General features: G+C 61.5%; 10 protein-coding genes. 2 read left to right on the forward strand and 8 right to left on the reverse strand.

The features are described 5' to 3' along the window. The coding region (locus ALO80_RS28515; protein ID WP_144434262.1) for a thioesterase domain-containing protein at nucleotides 1-1,857 on the forward strand (1,857 nt) is incomplete at its 5' end. A 246-nt stretch (nucleotides 1,858-2,103) separates the two neighbouring features. Here ALO80_RS28515 and ALO80_RS28520 read toward each other — a convergent pair. The 6 genes from ALO80_RS28520 to pvdM all read right to left on the reverse strand — a co-directional run bounded on the left by ALO80_RS28520 (nucleotide 2,104) and on the right by pvdM (nucleotide 12,715). Continuing rightward, nucleotides 2,104-4,515: a TonB-dependent siderophore receptor gene (locus ALO80_RS28520; RefSeq protein WP_055011403.1), complete on the reverse strand. Its 2,412-nt coding sequence runs from the start codon at nucleotides 4,513-4,515 to the stop codon at nucleotides 2,104-2,106. 339 nt (nucleotides 4,516-4,854) lie between these two features. After that, entirely contained in the window at nucleotides 4,855-7,086 is a 2,232-nt protein-coding gene (locus ALO80_RS28525; protein WP_055011404.1) for a TonB-dependent siderophore receptor, read from the reverse strand. A gap of 306 nt (nucleotides 7,087-7,392) precedes the next feature. After that, nucleotides 7,393-9,069: a cyclic peptide export ABC transporter gene (locus ALO80_RS28530; RefSeq protein WP_055011405.1), complete on the reverse strand. Its 1,677-nt coding sequence runs from the start codon at nucleotides 9,067-9,069 to the stop codon at nucleotides 7,393-7,395. A gap of 69 nt (nucleotides 9,070-9,138) precedes the next feature. Next, nucleotides 9,139-9,999 (reverse strand): dihydropyoverdine dehydrogenase, encoded by an 861-nt coding sequence (pvdO, locus tag ALO80_RS28535; RefSeq protein ID WP_054985906.1) that lies wholly within the window; start codon nucleotides 9,997-9,999, stop codon nucleotides 9,139-9,141. A 49-nt stretch (nucleotides 10,000-10,048) separates the two neighbouring features. Next, entirely contained in the window at nucleotides 10,049-11,329 is a 1,281-nt protein-coding gene (pvdN, locus tag ALO80_RS28540; protein ID WP_055011406.1) for a pyoverdine-tailoring periplasmic protein PvdN, read from the reverse strand. A gap of 42 nt (nucleotides 11,330-11,371) precedes the next feature. Next, nucleotides 11,372-12,715: a pyoverdine-tailoring dipeptidase-like protein PvdM gene (gene pvdM, locus ALO80_RS28545; protein ID WP_054985908.1), complete on the reverse strand. Its 1,344-nt coding sequence runs from the start codon at nucleotides 12,713-12,715 to the stop codon at nucleotides 11,372-11,374. Nucleotides 12,716-12,896: 181 nt separating this feature from the next. Between pvdM and pvdP the strand changes: the two genes are divergently transcribed. Next, nucleotides 12,897-14,531: a pyoverdine maturation tyrosinase PvdP gene (gene pvdP, locus ALO80_RS28550; protein ID WP_055011407.1), complete on the forward strand. Its 1,635-nt coding sequence runs from the start codon at nucleotides 12,897-12,899 to the stop codon at nucleotides 14,529-14,531. A 511-nt stretch (nucleotides 14,532-15,042) separates the two neighbouring features. On the opposite strand, the gene ALO80_RS28555 is transcribed toward pvdP, so the two are convergent. Then, nucleotides 15,043-16,431, reverse strand: coding sequence for an efflux transporter outer membrane subunit (locus ALO80_RS28555; protein ID WP_055011408.1), 1,389 nt, complete (start codon nucleotides 16,429-16,431; stop codon nucleotides 15,043-15,045). Nucleotides 16,432-16,438: 7 nt separating this feature from the next. Next, a partial coding sequence (locus tag ALO80_RS28560) for an ABC transporter permease (protein ID WP_055011409.1) occupies nucleotides 16,439-18,230 on the reverse strand: 1,792 nt, incomplete at its 5' end.

Genomic DNA, 18,230 nt, shown 5'->3' on the forward strand with positions numbered 1-18,230 from the left:
TGCAGCGGTGAAGCACTGCCAGCCGAACTGGCCGGTCAGGTGCTCAAGCGCCTGCCGCAGGCCGGTCTGTACAACCTTTATGGCCCGACCGAAGCGGCCATCGACGTCACGCACTGGACCTGCACCACGAACGACGTGCTCAGCGTACCGATCGGCCGGCCGATCGATAACCTGAAAACCCACATTCTCGACGACGGCTTGCTGCCTGCCGCACAAGGCGTGGCGGCAGAGTTGTACCTGGGCGGTGTCGGTCTGGCGCGGGGTTATCACCAGCGGGCCGCGCTGACGGCGGAACGCTTTGTGCCGGACCCGTTCGACGAGCAGGGCGGCGGACGGCTGTACCGCACCGGCGATCTGGCGCGTTACCGCGACGAAGGGGTGATCGACTACGCCGGGCGTATCGACCATCAGGTGAAAATCCGTGGGCTGCGCATCGAACTGGGTGAAATCGAGGCGCGTCTGCATGAGCATGCTGCGGTGCGGGAAGCCAACGTGATCGACATTGACGGGCCTTCCGGCAAGCAACTGGTGGCGTATCTGGTGCCGACCGAGGCCGGTCAGCCAGCGGATGTTCTGCGCGAAGCCTTGCAGGCGCACCTCAACGCTCACGTGCCGGATTACATGGTGCCGACACACTTTGTCGTTATCGATGTGATGCCGCTGACCGCGAACGGCAAACTGGATCGCCGTGCACTGCCGAAACCGGACCTGGCCCGGTCACAGCAGGGGCATGTCGCGCCACGCACGGAATTCGAGCAACGACTTGCTGCGTTGTGGGAGCAAGTGCTGCAGGTCGAGCGGGTAGGGCTCAACGACAACTTCTTTGCCTTGGGCGGGCATTCCCTGCTGGCGGTTTCGCTGGCGGGCAGAATCCGCGAAACCTTCGATATCTCCATAAAGCTGCATGATTTCCTGCTGATGCAGACCTTGGGAGAGTTGGCTGATTTCATGCGCGCCGATGAGGCCCGGGTCAAGTCGGCAGTCATCGCCATGAACGCCAGCCGGTCCGACAACACGCCGCTGTTCTGCCTGCCACCGGGCGGCGGTGGCACGTACTCCTATTACCCGCTGGCGGGCAGATTGAGCGACAGTCGCCGGGTTTACGGGCTGGTCAACAAGGCTTATGTCGTGCCGGGCTGGTTCGATACGTCATGGCAGGAAATGGTCGATTACTACGTCGAGCAGATCCGCATCACCCAGCCAAACGGGCCTTACAACTTGCTGGGTTGGTCGATGGGCGGCGCACTGGCCATCGAGGTTGCCCATGTGCTTGAGCGTGATGGCGACGCGGTGAGCTTTCTCGGGCTGGTCGACACCCAGTTGCCTGCATCGATCGGGATGCAATGGGTTGAAGAGGCGCCGGAGGTCACTACGCAGAAGCAAAGCGAAAACTACCAGCGCAGCCTGATCAAGAGCCTGCAGGCATTTGTGCCGGGCTTGCAGGAAGAATCGATTGTGGGTCTGATCGAAACGGCCCTCAAGTCGGTGTCCAGCGAGGCTGAAGTCATCGACTGGGTAGTGGACAGCGTTGCGCTGGAGGCCGGGATGAATGCCGATAACCTGCGCAGTATCTTCCGGGACATCGCCGTGCAGGACGAAATCGAAACGGGCTACCAATTGCTGGAAGCCAACGCAAAACTCAGCCAGGCATTCGCGTTGAAAACACTCAATGTACAGGCCGATTGCTGGTGGGCCGGGCAGAGCCGCGCGCCAGGGCAGATTGCCAGAGCTGAAGCGGTACTGCTTGAACAGTGCTCGGTGAACGGGCTGCGCAGCTCGACAAAGGTTGATCAGCGTCATGACAACGTGGTGATTGCCGAGGCGTTTCTGGACGGAGTGATGGTGCAGATGGCGTGATGCAGTGCGTTCCCGCTTGTGGGCGTGGACCGGGCGCCGCTCTGTTTTTGTGGGATCTGCTGGGAACCGGCAGTAAGTAGGCTGTTCACAACACCTCCGTGGGAGCGGACTTGTCCGCGAAAAGGCCAGTACATTTTCCGAAAATGCGTCGTCTGAAACATCGTCTTCGCGGACAAGTCCGCTCCCACAAAAGTGGGCTGCCCCCAAAAGACCTGTTTATAACTATAACTGGTCAGAGTCGGGCTGTTAAAAGTCGCCGCGCAGGGTCAGAACGTAGTTGCGTGGGTCGCCGTAGTAATTGCCGCGGTCGATGTCGCCGGTCGCCTTGTAGTACTTGCGATCCAGCAGGTTGTTGCCATTGAGCGCCACCGACCAGTGTTCATCGATCTTCCACGAGGCCCGTGCGTCCCAGATGGCGCGGCCAGGGTTGTCGATGGGCTGGGTTGACTGGTGTTCCGAGTAGCCGCTCTGTGCCGACACTCCGCCGCCGATGGTCAGTCGACGCCAGGTACCGGGCAGGTTGTAGCTGCTGGACAGGCGCAACATGTGCCGGGGTGTTTCGGCGGAGACGGGCTGGCCGTCGCTGCCGCGTGTGATGTTGAACGTGTACCCGGCCAGGGTCTGCAGGCCCGGTAGCGGCTCGCCACTGATTTCCATGTCGACACCCTTGCTGCGCCGGATGTCGCCGTTCAGGTAGCAAGTGCCATACGCGTCGTTGCCAGGACACTGGCCAGCGTTGCCCTCATCCTCGATGGCCACGTCTTTCTGTTTCACGTAAAACACCGCCAGTGACACGTTCAGGCGCTTGTCGAACAGCTCGCCCTTGATGCCGGTTTCATGGCTGGCCCCGATAGCCGGATCCAGCAAAGCGCCGGATGCCGTTCGATAAGTGCTTTGTGGCAGGAAAATATCGGTGTAGCTGGCGTACCACGACCACTCTTTGTCCAGATCGTAGATCACACCCACGAACGGCGTGACCTGATTGGCCTCCTGAGCGCGAGTGGTCACGCCTGCGGACTGGCTCTGATAGTCATACCAGCTTATTCGCCCACCCGTTACCAGGCTCAATGATTCCGTCAGGCTCAGGCGCAGGTTGCTGTAAACGCCATAGCGCTTGTCGCTGTAGTCGGTGCTGCGCCAGGCCGGTCGGGCAGGTTCGGCGAGGGCATGGTGGTCGGCGTTGAAGATGTCCAGCGGCTGATTGGCATTCACCGTGGCATATCGGGAATCGCGTTTCTGCTCGGACCAGTTGCCGCCGAGCGTCAATTGATGCGTCAGGCCAAAGGCGTCGAAATGGCCATCAAGATGGCTGTCGAACCCGTTGCTGTGAATGTCGTCCGAGCGAAACAATGTTCTGACCAGTCGCGAGCCGCTCTGGGTCGCAGGGTCGATGGCCCCCTGTGCGTAGGCGACCTTCTGGTCAAATGTACCGTCAGAGTGGGTGGCAGACAGTGTGCCGCTCCAGCGCTCGTCAAAACGTGTTTCCAGCTCAGTGAATACTTCGTCGGTACGGGTCTGGTGACGGTTCCAGTCCTGGGCCAGCGACGTGGAGCGTGGCAGGTCGAGCGCCTTGCCAGTGCTGTAGCGGGGCAGGCCGAAAATCGAAAAACCGTGGGTATCTGCACTCTGGTGGCGCAGGCCCAGTGTAAGTGTGGTGTCTTCGCTCAGGTCGGTTTCCAGAATGCCGTACAGCAACGGCGCAGTCTTTTTCATACCGTCCATGAACATGCCGCGGTCTTCGTAGGACGTCACGAAACGTCCGCGAACGCTGCCTGAGTCGTTGAGTTTACTGCTGCCATCCAGATCGACCCGGTAGTTGTCCCAACTGCCCGCACGCGTGGTAATCGAGAGCTGTGGCAGGGTGGTGGGTCGTTTGCGTACCAGATTCACCGCGCCGCCGGGGTTGCCCGCGCCGATCAGCAGCCCCGCCGCGCCGCGCAGCACCTCGACGCGGTCGTAGATTTCCATGTCCGGGGTCATCCAGCCGGTCACGCTGTAGCCCTGACCGGCCACGCCATCGATGGTGTAGCTCTCGTCCTCCAGGGCAAAGCCGCGTGAGCTGAAGACATGAGAGCCGAAGTTGCGTTGCGAAAAGGTGATACCGGGCGTTTGCGCCATCACCTCGTCAAGACCGGTGAGGTTCTTGTCGTTCATCAACTGACGGGTCATGACCGTGACCGATTGCGGGGTTTCGCGCAGCGATTGAGCGGTCTTGTTGATGCTCACGCCGGTCGCGGCATAGGCACCGCTGCCCTCGGTGGTGATGCCGAATTGATCGCCCTTGATTGCCACCGGTCCGAGGTTCATGGTTTGTGCAGAGGCAGAAGCACCCAGGGTCAGGGTGTTGTCTTCAAGGCTGTGCGCTACGTCGGCTTTTTTCAGCAGGTCGATGGCCGCCTGTTCAGGCGTGAGCCTGCCGTGCACCGGGCTGCTGAACTTGCCGTCCACATCATCGGGATTGTAGAGAATTTGCAGATCGCCTTGTCGCCCCAGTTCTTTCAGAGCGCTGTTCAGGGCTTGTGCGGGGATATCGAACTCGAATTCTTCAGCCAGCGCCTCGCCCTGAAAAACCATTGCCAGCAACAGCCCCACGCCGCCCAGACGCAAGCCGAGCGTTTTCACGCGGCCTGTGCGTAGACGGCTGAAGGATGATTGCATGGGAGGGATGGCTCGTTGAGATCAATGGCGAAGGATAATGCATTTGCGGCAGCTTGGTCGCGTGCAGAGCGCTGTGTCACGAATCGAGACAGCTCCGACACGCGGAGCATGGGCACGGTAGTGTCTCTCCGGATACCTGTCGTTGCGCACGCTCCAGCGTGGGAATGCCGTTCGTGACGCTCTGCGTTACAAAATTTACCCTACACCACACGCCCCGGAACGGACGCAGAGCGTCCGCAAAGGCATGCCCACGCGGAGCATGGGCACGATGGTGTTCTCCCGGATGCCTATCCTCGCGCACCCTCCAGCGAGGGCGCGACCGTGGCAGGCGGACTCAGATCAGAAATCGCCCCGCAAGGTCAGGACGTAGCTGCGCGGTTCGCCGTAGACGTTGGACCGGTCGGTGGCGATCGAGGTGGAGTAGTACTTGCGGTCAAACAGGTTCTCGGCGTTGAGTGACACTTTCCAGTTTTCGTCCAGTTTCCACGACGCTCTGGCGTCCCAGACGGCTTTGCCGGAAACGCCCAACTGTTTGTTGGATGGCACTTCATAGCCCGAGTCCGCCGAGACACCGGTGCCCAGGGTCAGACGGTTCCATGCACCCGGCAGGTTGTAGCTGGTGTTGAGGCGCAGCATGTGTTTCGGCGTTTCGTAGGCGACATCCGCGTCACCGTTATTGCGCAGCATGTTGTAGGTGTAACCGCCGAACACTTGCAGCCCCGGCAGCACTTCGCCACTGGCTTCGACATCGACGCCTTTGCTGCGACTGATGCCATCCTGCAGGTAGCAGGAGCCGTCAGAGCTTGTCGGACATGTCTGGGTGGTGTTCACGTCCAGAGCGGCGACATCTTTCTGCTTGATGTAGAACAGCGCCATCGACAGGTTCATGCGCTTGTCGAACAGTTCACCCTTGAAGCCTGTTTCGTAATTGGAGCCGATGGCCGGGTCCAGCGGCGAGCCGCCTGCGGTTACATAGTTGGCTTGCGGGGTGAAAATATCGGCATAGCTGGCGTACCACGACCAGTTGTCGTTGATATCGTAGATCAGGCCCGCAAACGGTGTGAATTCCTGAGTCTGCTTGGATTCGTAACTGTTTGCCGCACCGGTCTTGACGTCGTATTTATAGTCGTACCAGCTCAGGCGGCTGCCCAGAACCACGCTCAAGGGCTCGCTCAGGTGAATACGCGTGTTGGCGTACAGGCCTGCGCGTTCTTCGGTCGTGTCGATGTCGGTTGTCCAGGCCGGACGAGCTGGTTTGGCGAACGCACTCTGGTTGACGTCGAAAATGTTGATCGCGGATCGGGTGAGTGCAGTAGCCTGATGCGTATTGGCGTTCTGCTTCGACCAGTCGGCGCCCAAGGTCACCTGATGCTCGAGGCCGAAAGCGTTGAAGTTACCTTCCAGTTGAGTGTTCAGGCCGGTGCTGTCCACTTCGTCTCTGCGAAAAAGTGTGTTCTGGAAGGTCGAGCCCGCCAGCGTCGTAGGGTTGACTGCTCCCCGCGCGTAAGCGATAGCCTGATCAAACCCGCCCTGCGAATACGTCAAAGACGTGCGACTGGTCCAGTCCTCATTGAAGCGATGCGCAACTTCGGTAAAGACCTCGGTCATGTCGCTTTCGAGACGGTTCCACTTCTGCGCCAGGTTGGTCGAGCGCGACAGCCCCAGCGACTGACCGTTGCTGTAACGCGGCAGGCCGTAGATCGAGTAGCCGTTGATGACCTGTTCCTGACGACGCAGGCTCATGGTCAGTGTGGTGTCATCGCTCAGGTCGGCCTCGACGATGCCATACAGCAGCGGAGTGCGGCTGTCGCGCCCGTCCAGATAAGAGCCGCTGTCATCGTAGGCTGCGACCATGCGCCCGCGCAGCGTGCCGGAGTCGTTGAGCTTGCCGCTGCCGTCCAGATCGACACGGTACTGATCCCACGAACCGGCACGGGTAGTGATCGAGAATTTGTTGTCGGCGGTCGGGCGTTTGCGCACCAGGTTGACCGCGCCACCCGGCTGACCGGCCCCGACCAGAAGGCCTGATGCACCTCGCAGTACCTCCACACGGTCGTAGATGGCCATGTCCGGCTGCATCCAGCCGGTGATCTGATAGCCCTGGCCGCCAATGCCGTCGACCAGAAAGCTTTCCGCCAGCAGCGAGAAGCCGCGCGAGGTGTACACGTGACCGCCGAAGTTGCGGTACTGGAACGTGATGCCCGGCGTGTCTTCCAGCACCTCGCTCAGACTGTTGAGGTTGTTGTCGTCCATGACTTGCCGAGTCAACACGCTCACCGATTGCGGTGTTTCACGCAATGACTGCGGCGCACCCTTGCCGATGCTGACCGCACCGGTGGTGTAAGAACCCGTGCCGTCGGTGGCTGTGCCCAGGTACTGCGAGTCGATTGCAGTCGGGGCCAGATTGACCGTGCCCGTCGTGGTCGAACCGTCTGCGGCAGTTTCCTGTGCCTGGCCGGCCACCGGCATGCAGAGCGCCAGACTCATGGCCGCCATGGATGGCCGGGAGCGGAACATCTGACGGAGCATCAACGCTTTGCTGAGCGGGGTAAGTCGTGACGGGTTGTGCATGAATTGGCTCTTTCCAGTGGGTATCGGCAAGGAGATTGAGAGCGTTGTTCAGGTCTGCGCAGTCGGTTTCAGCCGTCGACCGGGCAGGCGTGATCAACTTTTTTATAAGGCGTTGCGCGGGAGATGGCTGTGCACGCAATTCGCTGTTAATGAGAACGAAAGCGAATAACGTTTATTTAATGAATTTTTCACAAATCCCGAAAAAAGATGGCTCTTGGCTATCCGGCTTGATCAGGCAGGGTTTGCCGTACAAGAAAAAGCCCCGCTCGCGGACTGACCGGGCGGGGCTTTCAAGGCGTGGATGAATCAGGCCGAAATGGTTTTGCCGTGGATGTCGTTGTGAACCTTCTCGACCTGGATCTGGCCGGTCTGCATGCGCACCAGTTGATCGGCGATGTCGAAATAGCGGTCGTCATGGGAAATGACGATGATGGTCTTGCCCTGCTGCTTCAGCTCGGGCAGCAGTTCGGTGTAGAACACGCGGCGGAACGCCGGATCCTGGTCGGCGGCCCACTCGTCGAACACCAGCACCTGACGCTCGTCCAGCCAGGCGTTGATCAGCGCCAGACGCTTGCGCTGACCGGTCGACAGGTCGGTGGTGGTAAACGCGCCGTCCTTGATGCTGACCTTGTGCGCGATGTCCAGTCGCTCCAGGTATTTGCCCGCGTCTTCCGGCAGCGCGGCCTCGCCCTGCAGTGGCTCGTCGAACAGGTAGTAGTCGGCAAAAATCGTGGTGAACAACTGGCGGTAGTCGTCCAGGTTTTCCGGGCTGACGGTCTTGCCGTTGAGGCGGACCTCGCCCTGCTGCGGCGTGTACAGGCCCAGCAGCAGCTTGATCAGCGTGGTCTTGCCACAGCCGTTCTCACCGACGATGAACACGATATCGCCCTGTTTGATGCTCAGGTTGACCGGGCCGAGGTGGAAGGCGTCACCGCCCTCGACAGGCGGGTAGTCATAGCGCAGGTTGCACAGCTCAAGCGTATGCATATTGGCCAGCGAGCTGGGACGGTCGCTGACCAGCAAGTGCGGCTCGGGGCTGGAGAACTTCCACGAAAGCTCGGCAATGCGGCGCATGGCGATCTGCGCGCGGCTGATGCCGGGCAGGGCGGTAATCAGGCGCTCCAGCGGCCCTTTCATGTACAGCATCACCAGCACGAAGCCGCCCAGCACGGTCTTTTCGGTTGCGGGCCATAGCGCCTGAAAGGCAATGGCCATGCCGATCACGGCAAAGAACAGCATCGAGCCGAAGGTTTCGGCACTGACAAAGATGTTCGCGGCACGAATGTTCGAGCGGCAGATGTCCTCGGTGGCACCGTGAATCTTTTCGTCGAGCATGTGCTGACGGCGCTTGCGTTGAATGCGCAACTCCTTGGCTCCTGCGGACAGGGCCTGGTAGTGCTTCTGCAACTCGTCCTCGCTGTTGCGTGCGGCCAGAATGCTGCGCATGCCGAATGCATGAGCCAGGTACTGTGCGCCCGTGCCGAGTACCACGGTCAGTACCGTCAGCGCCAGAATCTGCCAGGACAGCAGCGCCAGATAGGTCAGGCAGCCGAGCGTTACAGTGAACGAGATGACCATCGGCGCGACCGACAGGGCAAAAGTGCTGATGGTGTTGACGTCGTTGAGCAGCACCGGAATCAGGCGGTGCGCGCGATACCGCTCGAGTTGCTCGATGGGCGCGACCAGCACCTTGGCGGCCAGCTCGCGGCGCAGGTTGGCAACGACTCGCTGGCCGACGTAGTTGGTCGACAGATTGGACAGTGTCGAACAGGCCAGGGTCAGCACGCACAAGCCGGCGAACAGCAGCGCGGTATGCGTGTCAGGGCCGCCGGGCATGTTCATCGCATTGTTGATGGTGGCCAGCAGGCCGGTGACGCTCAGGCCGCTGACGATCCCCAGCACGGTTGACAGCGCCACCAGCCACCAGAACGGCTTGAGGATTCTCAGGGTTTCCCGGGCGAGGCTTTCAGTTTTGCGGGTCATGGTGTGTCTCGTCAGTGTCCGTGAATGTGGCCCGCGCTGGTCGCAGGCCACAGGCGCGCATGAAGTCCGTCAAAGGTCGCGGGCGACCCGGAAACCCAGCCAGTCGCCGCGGACATCCGGCTGACGGCTGTTGCGGTTGCCGGAGCGGGAGAAGATCGGCGCTTCGGTCCAGTCATTGCCGCGAATCATTTTCCAGGTGCAATCACCGGCCAGCCATGCGCTGCCATCGGTGGGTGCGCCGTTGTAATTGCTGGTCTCGCAATCGGCCGTCCATTCATAAACGTTGCCGTGGGCGTCGTAGATGCCGAAATCGTTGGGGCTGTAGCTGCCAGCGGGTGCCGTGTAGCTGAAACCGTCTTCCGGGCCGTAGGTATTGGCGTGTCTGGCGATGCTGTAGGGCTTGCCTTCGTCCATCGGGAACGGGAACGAGCCCTTGCTGCCGCCGCGTGCCGCGTATTCGCGCTGGGCCTCGCTGACCATGTGGTAGGACTTGCCGGTCTTTTTCGACAGCCATTCGACATAGGCTTTGGCTTCGTTCCAGTCCATGCATACGGCAGGCTGGCGAGCACCGAGTGGATAGCGCGGCTTGCCAGCCTTGCACTCGCGTCCTGGCCGGGTATCGCCATCCGGCATCGTGTAGCCGGAGCTCTTGATATAGGCATTCCACTCGCCGCTCAGCACCTGAAAACGGCTGATGGCGAAGGGTTTGGCGAAGGTCACGTCATGCAGCGGACCTTCGTCCGGTTGACGACCCAGTTCCTCTTCGGGCGCGCCCATGGTGAAGGTGCCTGCAGGCAGCACGACCATCTCCGGGCAGTCCTTGCAGTCCTTGAACACCTTGCCGGGGGCGGGCGTCGGCGTGGCGGCGAGAGCGGCGTCGCAGAGCAGCAGGCCGAGCACGGCGGAAAGGGACAGCAGTGTTGTTTTCATGACGGGTCTCGATAGGAAACGGAAAAACAGTTGATTGTGTGCATGCGCATCAGGCGCGCCGGCTGAGCAGGGCCATGAAACGATCGATTTCGGCCTCGTTGTTCAGCAATCCTGGCGCGGTGCGCACCACGGGGCCGACGTCGCGGCTTACTGCGTCGACGACCATGCGTTGTTTCATCAGCCAGGCAGCCACTTCGTCGCAGGACTGGCCCTTGAGGCGGAAGAAGCTGAAACCCGCCGAGAGTGCAGGGTCCACGGGCGTCACCAGTTCGACGCCGGGCTGAGCCTTGAGGCGCTGCTTGAGGTAGCCGTTGAGCTCATGAATACGTGCCTGCACGTCAGCCTTGCCCAGTTGCAGGTGCAGCTTGAACGCCTCGTTCAGTGCCCACCGGTGTTCGAACGAGTGATAGCCTCCGGGCGTCATGATCGTGCTGAAGCCGGTGGCTTCCGAGAACGTGGGGATCAGCGGCGTGATGTCTTTCACCTGCTCCGAGCGTGCGCAGACGATGCCGGTGCCGCGCGGGCCAAACAGCCACTTGTGGGTGCCGGCGACATAGAAGTCACACTTCATGTCCGGGAAATCCAGGTTCTCGACGCCAAACCCGTGCACGCCGTCGACCACATACAGAATGCGGTCCTTGTCGTCGCGGTTTCGGTTGTGTTCTTCGACCAGGTCGCCGATGGCACCGATCGGCAGTTTCACCCCGCTGCCGGACTGGACCCAGGTCATGCCCAATACCCGCGTCTTCGGCTGAATGCTGCGTGCGATGGAGCCGATGATTTCGTCCGCCGAGACCGTTGCCGGGTCTTTGAACAGACGGATCTTGCGTACCTGGGTACCTTCGCGCTGCTGGCGGAACTTGAGGATGTCGCGGGTGCAGGAATGCTCGTGCTCGGTGGTCAGGATCTCTTGATCCGGGCGCACATGAACACCACCGTAAATGATCGCCAGCCCCTCGGTGGTGCTGCCGGTCAGGGCGATCTGGCCGGGTTGGGCGTTCAGGTATTTGCCTGCCCAGACACGAACCTCATGTTCGCGCCGCTCGGTTTCCCCCAAATCCCAGTCCATGGCCAGGCCCGGGTTGCGGTCGATATGCTTGCGATGCGCTTCGATCGCATCGCGAACCGGTTTGGGGTGCGAGGTGACCAGAAAGTTGGAAAGGTGGACGTAGTCCGGGTCCTGATCGAACAGCTGCTTCAAGCGCACCCATTTGTCTGCTGATGCCGATGCGGGTGCCGCCGTCATGGCCGCGGACGCAAGTCCGGAGCCCAGTGGCAAGGCTGCAGCCAGCACTCCGGCCTGTTTGAGGAACGTTCTGCGATCAGTCATGAGCGATATTGCCTGATGGTCGGTTAGAGGCGTCTGAAAGGGTCATTGTCTGGCCGCTGGCTGTGCCGACGCCTGCACCTGTTCCCAGACGCGAAGAAAATTGCCGCCCCAAAGCTTGGTGATGTCTGCTTCCGCGTAACCGCGCTCGATCAGCTCGGCCGTCACGTTGCGGATTTCGCTGACATCGTTGAAGCCTTTTACGCCGCCGCCGTCGTTGAAGTCGGAGCTGATGCCGACATGGTCGATGCCGATTTTGCGGACGGTGTAATCGATGGCGTCGACGAAATCCTTGACCGTGGCTTTGGGTTCTTCCTCGAGAATCGCGTACAGCTTGCTGGCGTAGGCACCAAAGCGCTGCTCCGGCCAGACCGTGATGATCGGGTCGCCGGGCATCAGCGCCATGGCCAGATTCGGCAGTGGCGGCAGGTCGAAGTCCTTGCGCAGGGCGTTGAGCTTGTCCTGGGTCTTCTGGCTCAACGGCTTCAGATAGGCCGGGAACGCCACGATCTGCACCACGCCGCCACTGCGCTTGATGAGCTGCATTTCTTCGTCACTGAGGTTGCGCGGGATGTCCACCAACGCACGTGGTGCCGAATGCGACGCGACCATCGGCGTGCGGCTCAACTGGCTGACCTGTTCCAGCGCCTTGCTCGACATCTGCGACACATCGATGATCACGCCCAGGTCGTTGAGGCGCTGCACGGCCTGCTTGCCGATTTCCGACAGGCCGCCCAGTGCATCGGGCGTGTCGTTGAGAAAGGGCAGGGGGCGCGAAGAGTCGGCCCAGCTGTTATTGCCCACGTAACTGAAACCGAACATGCGCATGCCGCGCGCTGTCCAGTGGTCCAGCAGGCTCAGGTCATTGCCCAGCGGGTAGGCATTGAGCATGCTGATGAAGATCGCAAATTTGCCTTCGCCGTGCAGGCGGCGCATGTCGTCGGGGGTGTAGGCGATGCCGACCTGATTGGGGAAATCACGAACCATGCCGGTGATGATCCTGTAGCGCACTTCCTGCTGATGGCGTGCTTCATCGACAAAGCCAGGTGTCGGACGATGCGGCGCGTTGTCGCCGTTCCAGATTTCCGGCCAGCCGAACACCGTCAGGGCTGCGCCGGACAAGCGTCCGCGTGCGGTTTTTACCAAGTCGAACTGCCCTGAGCCGTCCTTGTCGGCTTCGTTGCCCTCGCTGCCGAATTTCATCGGCACCGTGATGTGACTGTCGAAGGAAATGATCCGCTCTTGCAGGTCGTCGGCCTGTTTCATGACCTTGACCGGGTAGCCGGCCGGCGACCAGTAGTTCCAGGCAAGAAAGCCCGCGCCTGCACTGATGGCCAGAGCCAGTGGCAGGCCGATGAAGAGAGCCTTTTTCCAACGCGGTCTTGTCATTTCCGTCTCGTCTGGTTAACCGTTGCGCAGCCTGCAAGGGCCGTTGCTATCTGGTGGAGAACGAGCGGATAGGCAAAAAATTTAGCGCAAGGTGGTGGATGCGGGCGACGCGCTAAATTTGTCTGTCGGGTTTACGTTCTAGCTTGGATAAGGCTGTCTCGGTGCTGGAACAGGTAGGGTAATGACGATTTCTCGACGAGGGTTCATAGCGGGTCTGGCGCTGACCGGCGCGGCAGTTCCGGCGGCTTATTACGCGCATCGGGAACTCACGCGGGTCGACGAGCCCGTGACGCCGGGCGAAGCTACCGCCGGGCCTGCCGATACCGCCACTCAGCGCCTGGCCGACAAGCTGCGTGGCGTGTGGACCCTGCGTTTCGAGGGGCGCGATGCCGGGCTGGCCGGTGCACCGCTCGACGGTCTGGAAATGTTTCTCGACATTGCCCCGCGCGGTCGCGCCCTGCGCGGTTACATCGATACGGCTGAGCACCTGCGCAGCGATGCGCTGCCGCGTTTTCGGGTAATCGGCGACCTGCAGCCGGCCAATGCGGCAAAGCTCTATCTGCGGGTCATTGACGGTCATGCCGGCGACGATCCGCACAGCGATACCCCGGATTACGAATTCAGCCTGACCCTCGATGAGGTCTGGGGAGCGTTCGGCAACGCGGGCAGCGGCACCTTGAGCGGGCGCATCGAACGTCTGGACCGGCCATTGGCTCTGCCGGAGCTGGAAAACCGCCTGATCGCGATCAAACAGGTGTTTCCCGAGGCGCGCGAACGGGTCGGCCTGAGTCCGCCGTTTCTGGCCTGGCTGGTATCCAGAGAGCACCGCCTGTTTCATCAACTGTGGCATGCCTCCCGGGACAAATGGCACAAGCTGCCCGAAGACAAGCGTGACGCCCTGCGCGGGATCGGCTGGCAGCCGGGGCCGCGCGAGAACGAGCGCGATGCCCGTGGCCCGCACAAGGATCGTAACGGGTCGGGCGAGGACTTCTTTTATATGCACCGGCACATGCTGATTCAGGCGCGCCGGATTCAGGACCTGCCGTCATGGCCGCGTTTTCCGTTGCCGCAGCCTGAGCTGGAGCGCGATCGCCTTGGTTTTGCCCGCTATTTCGATAACCACGACGGTTGTTCACTGCCGCCAGACTGGCTGGCGCACGGTGACGAGGAATACACGCAACTGGTCAGTGATATCAAAAGCCATGAGACGTTTCATACGCATTTTCAGGTCTGGGAGTCGCAGTATCGCGATCCGCGCTTTCTGTCCAGGCTGACCCTTGGCCAATTTGGCTCGCAGGTCGAGCTGGAGCTGCATGACTGGCTGCATATGCGCTGGGCCTCGGTGGCCCGCGATCCCGCTAACGGCCAGCCGGTGCCGATGGCACGTCGCTCGGATGATTTCGCCGAGCGCTGGTTCGAGCCTGAAAACGACTTTCTGGCCGATCCTTTTTCGTCGCATGTGAATCCTGTGTTCTGGATGTTTCACGGCTGGATCGACGACCGCATCGACGACTGGTTCCGTGCTCATGAGCGCTTTCATCCCGGCGAGGTGAAGCGCCTTGATGTCAACGGCGTGCCCTGGTTCGCTCCGGGTCGTTGGGTTGAAGTCAGTGATCCGTGGCTGGGTCCGGACACCCACGGTTGCAGCACTGTGCCGGGACAGATCGCCGGCAAGACCATGGAAATGGATCCGGAAGTCATGAAGCTCGCGCTGCGCATCACGTTTGCGGCGGATGACAAACTGAGCAACCTGCTGCGCCGCGTGCCGCGCCGGCCCTGGTATGCGCGCAATCTGTTGCCGAATAGGTGGTTTTAGCGAGCGGCAGTGGAGGTTATCGTTCCCAGCGCTCCGGCTTGGGAATGCAGCTCGCGACGCTCAACTGCGCAAAGAGGACGCGCAGCGTCCTGAACGGCATGCGACGCAGAGCGCCGCACGATAGTGGTGGTGGGATTATCGTTCCGCACGCTCCAGCGTGGGAATGCAGTTCACGACGCTCTGCGTCGCAAAGAGGACGCGGAGCGTCCCGAACGGCATGCGACGCAGAGCGCCGCACGATAGTGGTGGTGGGATTATCGTTCCGCACGCTCCAGCATGGGAATGCAGCTCGCGACGCTCTACGTCGCAAAGAGGACGCGGAGCGTCCCGAACGGCATGCGACGCGGAGCGCCGCACGATAGTGATGGTGCGATTATCGTTCCGCACGCTCCAGCGTGGGAATGCAGCGCGACGCTCTACGTCGCAAAGAGGACGCGGAGCGTCCCGAACGGCATGCGACCCGGAGCGCTGCACGATAGTGGTGGTGCGATTATCGTTCCTTGCGTGACGCTCAGCGCACCTGCCAGCCGCCGCCCAGCGCTTTGTACAGTGCGATGCTCGCCTGCACCCGTGCCAGCCGTAACTGCACGCTCACGTCCTGAGCCAGGTACAGCGTGCGTTGGGTTTCCAGTACCGTCAGTAAGTCCTCGGCACCTTCTTGATAGCGGCTCTGGGCGATGTTGAAGGCGGTTTGCGCCTGTTTGAGTTCTTCTTCGTGCCAGTAGCGCTGCTGGTCCAGACCGCTGATGCTGTTCAGGGCTTTTTCCACGTCGGCGAAGCTGTTGACGATTGCGCCGCGATAGATTTCCAGCAGTTCTTCCTGGCGTGCCGTCGCTTTGTCGCGTTCGGCACTTAGACGACCATTGTTGAAGATCGGTCCGACCAGGCCGGCAGCCAGGCTACTGAACGGCGCACGCAGCCAGTCTTCGGCGCGGGTGGTTTCGGTGCCCAGCCTGGCGCTCAGGGTCAGTTTGGGCAGCATGGCGGCGCGGGCGACGGTAACATTGGCCTGTGCCGCCGCCAGTTCAGCCTCGGCCTTGGCGAGGTCAGGGCGACGGGTCAACAGATCGCTGGGCAGGCCGGGGCCAATGTCCGGCCAGTTCAGGGTGTCGAAGGGCTGATCGCCAAGGTGCAGGTTCTGCACGGGCTGACCGAGCAACGCTGCCAGAGTGATCAACTGATCGTTGGCCAGTTGCTGAACGCGTGGCAGTTCGCGCTGTTGGGTCGCGACCAGATTCTTCTGCTGCGCCAGTTCCAGTGCAGTGGCCGAGCCTGATTCATAGCGCGTCTGCACCAGGCGCAGCACGCTTTGCGCGTTGGCCAGATTCAGCCCGGCAATCCGGCCTTGCTCGCGTGCCGCCAGAGTTTGTGCATAACGGTCGGCGACGTTGCCGAGCAGTGTCAGTTGTACAGTCGCCTGATCGAACTCGCTGGCCCGCAGGCTTTGGAGCGCGCTGTCCCGTCCGGCTGCGATACCGCCCCAGAAGTCCACTTCATAGCTGGCAGTCAGGTCACTGGTGAAGTTGTTGGTGTTGTTGTCGTCGGAAGGGTTGGCCTTGCGGTCGCTGTTGCGCACGAACTTGTTACGTTCGCCGCGCAGGTCAAACGCCAGTTCAGGGAGCAATGGCGCGCCGCCGATGACAGCGTTTGCCTGAGCCTGACGCACGCGTGCCATTGCCGCAGCGACTTCGTGGCTGTCGCGACTGGCTTGCTCGATCAGACGATTCAATTGCGGGCTGCCGAACTGCTGCCACCAGCGGGCATCGCTGCGCTGGGCGGCAGCGCTCTTGGCAAACGCCCAGCTTGCAGGTGGCTGAATGCCGCTGTCCGGGCGCTGGGCAGGGGTATTGCAGGCGCTCAGTAGCAGGCAGACCGTCAAAAGGGAAAGGCTCGGCTTCATTGATTGATCATTCACTGGTGAGGGCCGCAACCGGGTCGAGCCGGGCAGCTTTGCGGGCGGGCATGAAACCGAAGATCACGCCGGTGACCAGTGCGCAGGCAAATGCTCCGGCCACGGCGGGCACAGTGAACGCAACGGCCACCTTGCTCAGCAGCAGCGCGGTGCCCATGCCCAGTGCAAGCACGATACCGGCCAGCCCGCCGACCACGGAAAGCATGACCGCTTCGGTAAGGAACTGCCGCAGGATGTCGCTCTGCCGTGCGCCTGTGGCCATGCGGATGCCTATTTCACGGGTGCGTTCACGCACGGTCATGAGCATGATGTTCATCACCCCGATGCCACCGACCAGCAACGAGATGGCAGCAATCGACCCGAGCATCAGCGACAGCGTGTTCTGGGTGCGTGCTTCGGCCTGGATCATTGCCGCGTTGTTGGTCAGCTCGTAATCCTGTTTGCCGTTATGCAAGCGTTGCAGCAGGTTGCGGATCGCCTGTTCGGCCTGTCTGACATTGTTGGCATCGCGGGTGGCGATGGTGATGTACTCGGGGTCTTGCGAGCCAAACAGGCGGATGCTGGCTGCCGAGTAGGGAATGGCAATGCGGTTGTCGCTGTCCAGATCGCCCGACGTGGCACCTTTTTCCTGAAGTACGCCGACCACTTGAAAGGGCACGTTTTCGATCAGAATGTACTGGCCTACAGGGTCGGTATGCTCGCCAAACAGTTTCTGCCGAACTTTGTAACCGATGACTGCCACGGCCGCTGCGCTTTGTTCGTCCGCTTCGCTGAAGTAACTGCCTTCCACTACGGGCCAGTTGAATATCGCCGGAAAGTGCGTGTCGTTGCCGCCGACGTAGCTGGAGTGATCGACGTTGCCGTAGCGCACTCCGGCCTGTCCGCCATTGACCGGCATGATCATTTTGACTTCGGGCAACTCGCCCAGCGCCGCGACTTCCTCAAGCGTGATGATGCCCTTGGGCGCGCGCGGGTTGGGGGCCTTGCCGTTGAGGTAAATGATGTTGGAACCAAACGAGGACATCTGCGCCATGACCTGGCGTTTGCTGCCTTCGCCAACGGCCAGCATGACCACCACAGAAGCAACGCCGATGACGATGCCCAGCAGCGTCAGTGCGGTCCGAAAACGGTTGATCCACATAACTCGCCAGGCCGCTTGAAGTGCGTCGAGCAGTTCGCCTTTCCAGGCGCCTCGGTCGCCGCTGCCCTCGTTCAGGCGCTTGCGCAGATCGACCGCCTGCAGCGCAGCGGGGTTGGCTGACAGCGGTCCGGACAGATCGCGGGCGGTGTCGCTGACCACCAGGCCGTCGCTGATCTCGATGACCCGGTTGGCGCGGGCGGCGACTTCCCGGTCATGGGTGATCAGGATCACCACGTGACCCTGGCTGGCCAGTTCGTCCAGCAGCGTCATCACCTCCGCGCCGCTGTGACTGTCCAGCGCGCCGGTGGGTTCGTCGGCGAGGATGATATGTCCGCCATTCATCAGTGCGCGCGCGATGGACACCCGTTGCTGTTGACCGCCGGATAACTGGTGCGGGCGATTGCCGGTGCGCGACGCCAGGCCTAGCCGGTCGAGCAGGGCCGCGGCCCGGGCGTGGCGCTCTGCGGCGGGCATACCGGCGTAGATCGCCGGCATCTCGACGTTTTCCTGTGCCGAGCCGGACGGGATCAGGTGATAGCCCTGAAACACGAAGCCGAACGCCTCACGGCGCAGCCAGGCGAGTTCGTCGCTGCCCAGCTCGGCGACATTCTCTCCGGCGAACAGGTATTCGCCCGACGTCGGGCGA

This window comes from Pseudomonas caricapapayae, from assembly GCF_001400735.1.
Classification (GTDB): Bacteria; Pseudomonadota; Gammaproteobacteria; order Pseudomonadales; family Pseudomonadaceae; genus Aquipseudomonas; species Aquipseudomonas caricapapayae.

Excerpts from the sequence above, each read along its gene's own strand:
- ALO80_RS28520 (WP_055011403.1), bottom strand. The coding sequence starts at position 4,515 with ATGCAATCATCCTTCAGCCGTCTACGCACAGGCCGCGTGAAAACGCTC.
- pvdO (WP_054985906.1), bottom strand. The coding sequence starts at position 9,999 with ATGAAAACAACACTGCTGTCCCTTTCCGCCGTGCTCGGCCTGCTGCTC.
- ALO80_RS28525 (WP_055011404.1), bottom strand. The coding sequence starts at position 7,086 with ATGCACAACCCGTCACGACTTACCCCGCTCAGCAAAGCGTTGATGCTC.
- ALO80_RS28530 (WP_055011405.1), bottom strand. The coding sequence starts at position 9,069 with ATGACCCGCAAAACTGAAAGCCTCGCCCGGGAAACCCTGAGAATCCTC.
- pvdN (WP_055011406.1), bottom strand. The coding sequence starts at position 11,329 with ATGACTGATCGCAGAACGTTCCTCAAACAGGCCGGAGTGCTGGCTGCA.
- pvdP (WP_055011407.1), top strand. The coding sequence starts at position 12,897 with ATGACGATTTCTCGACGAGGGTTCATAGCGGGTCTGGCGCTGACCGGC.
- ALO80_RS28555 (WP_055011408.1), bottom strand. The coding sequence starts at position 16,431 with ATGAAGCCGAGCCTTTCCCTTTTGACGGTCTGCCTGCTACTGAGCGCC.
- pvdM (WP_054985908.1), bottom strand. The coding sequence starts at position 12,715 with ATGACAAGACCGCGTTGGAAAAAGGCTCTCTTCATCGGCCTGCCACTG.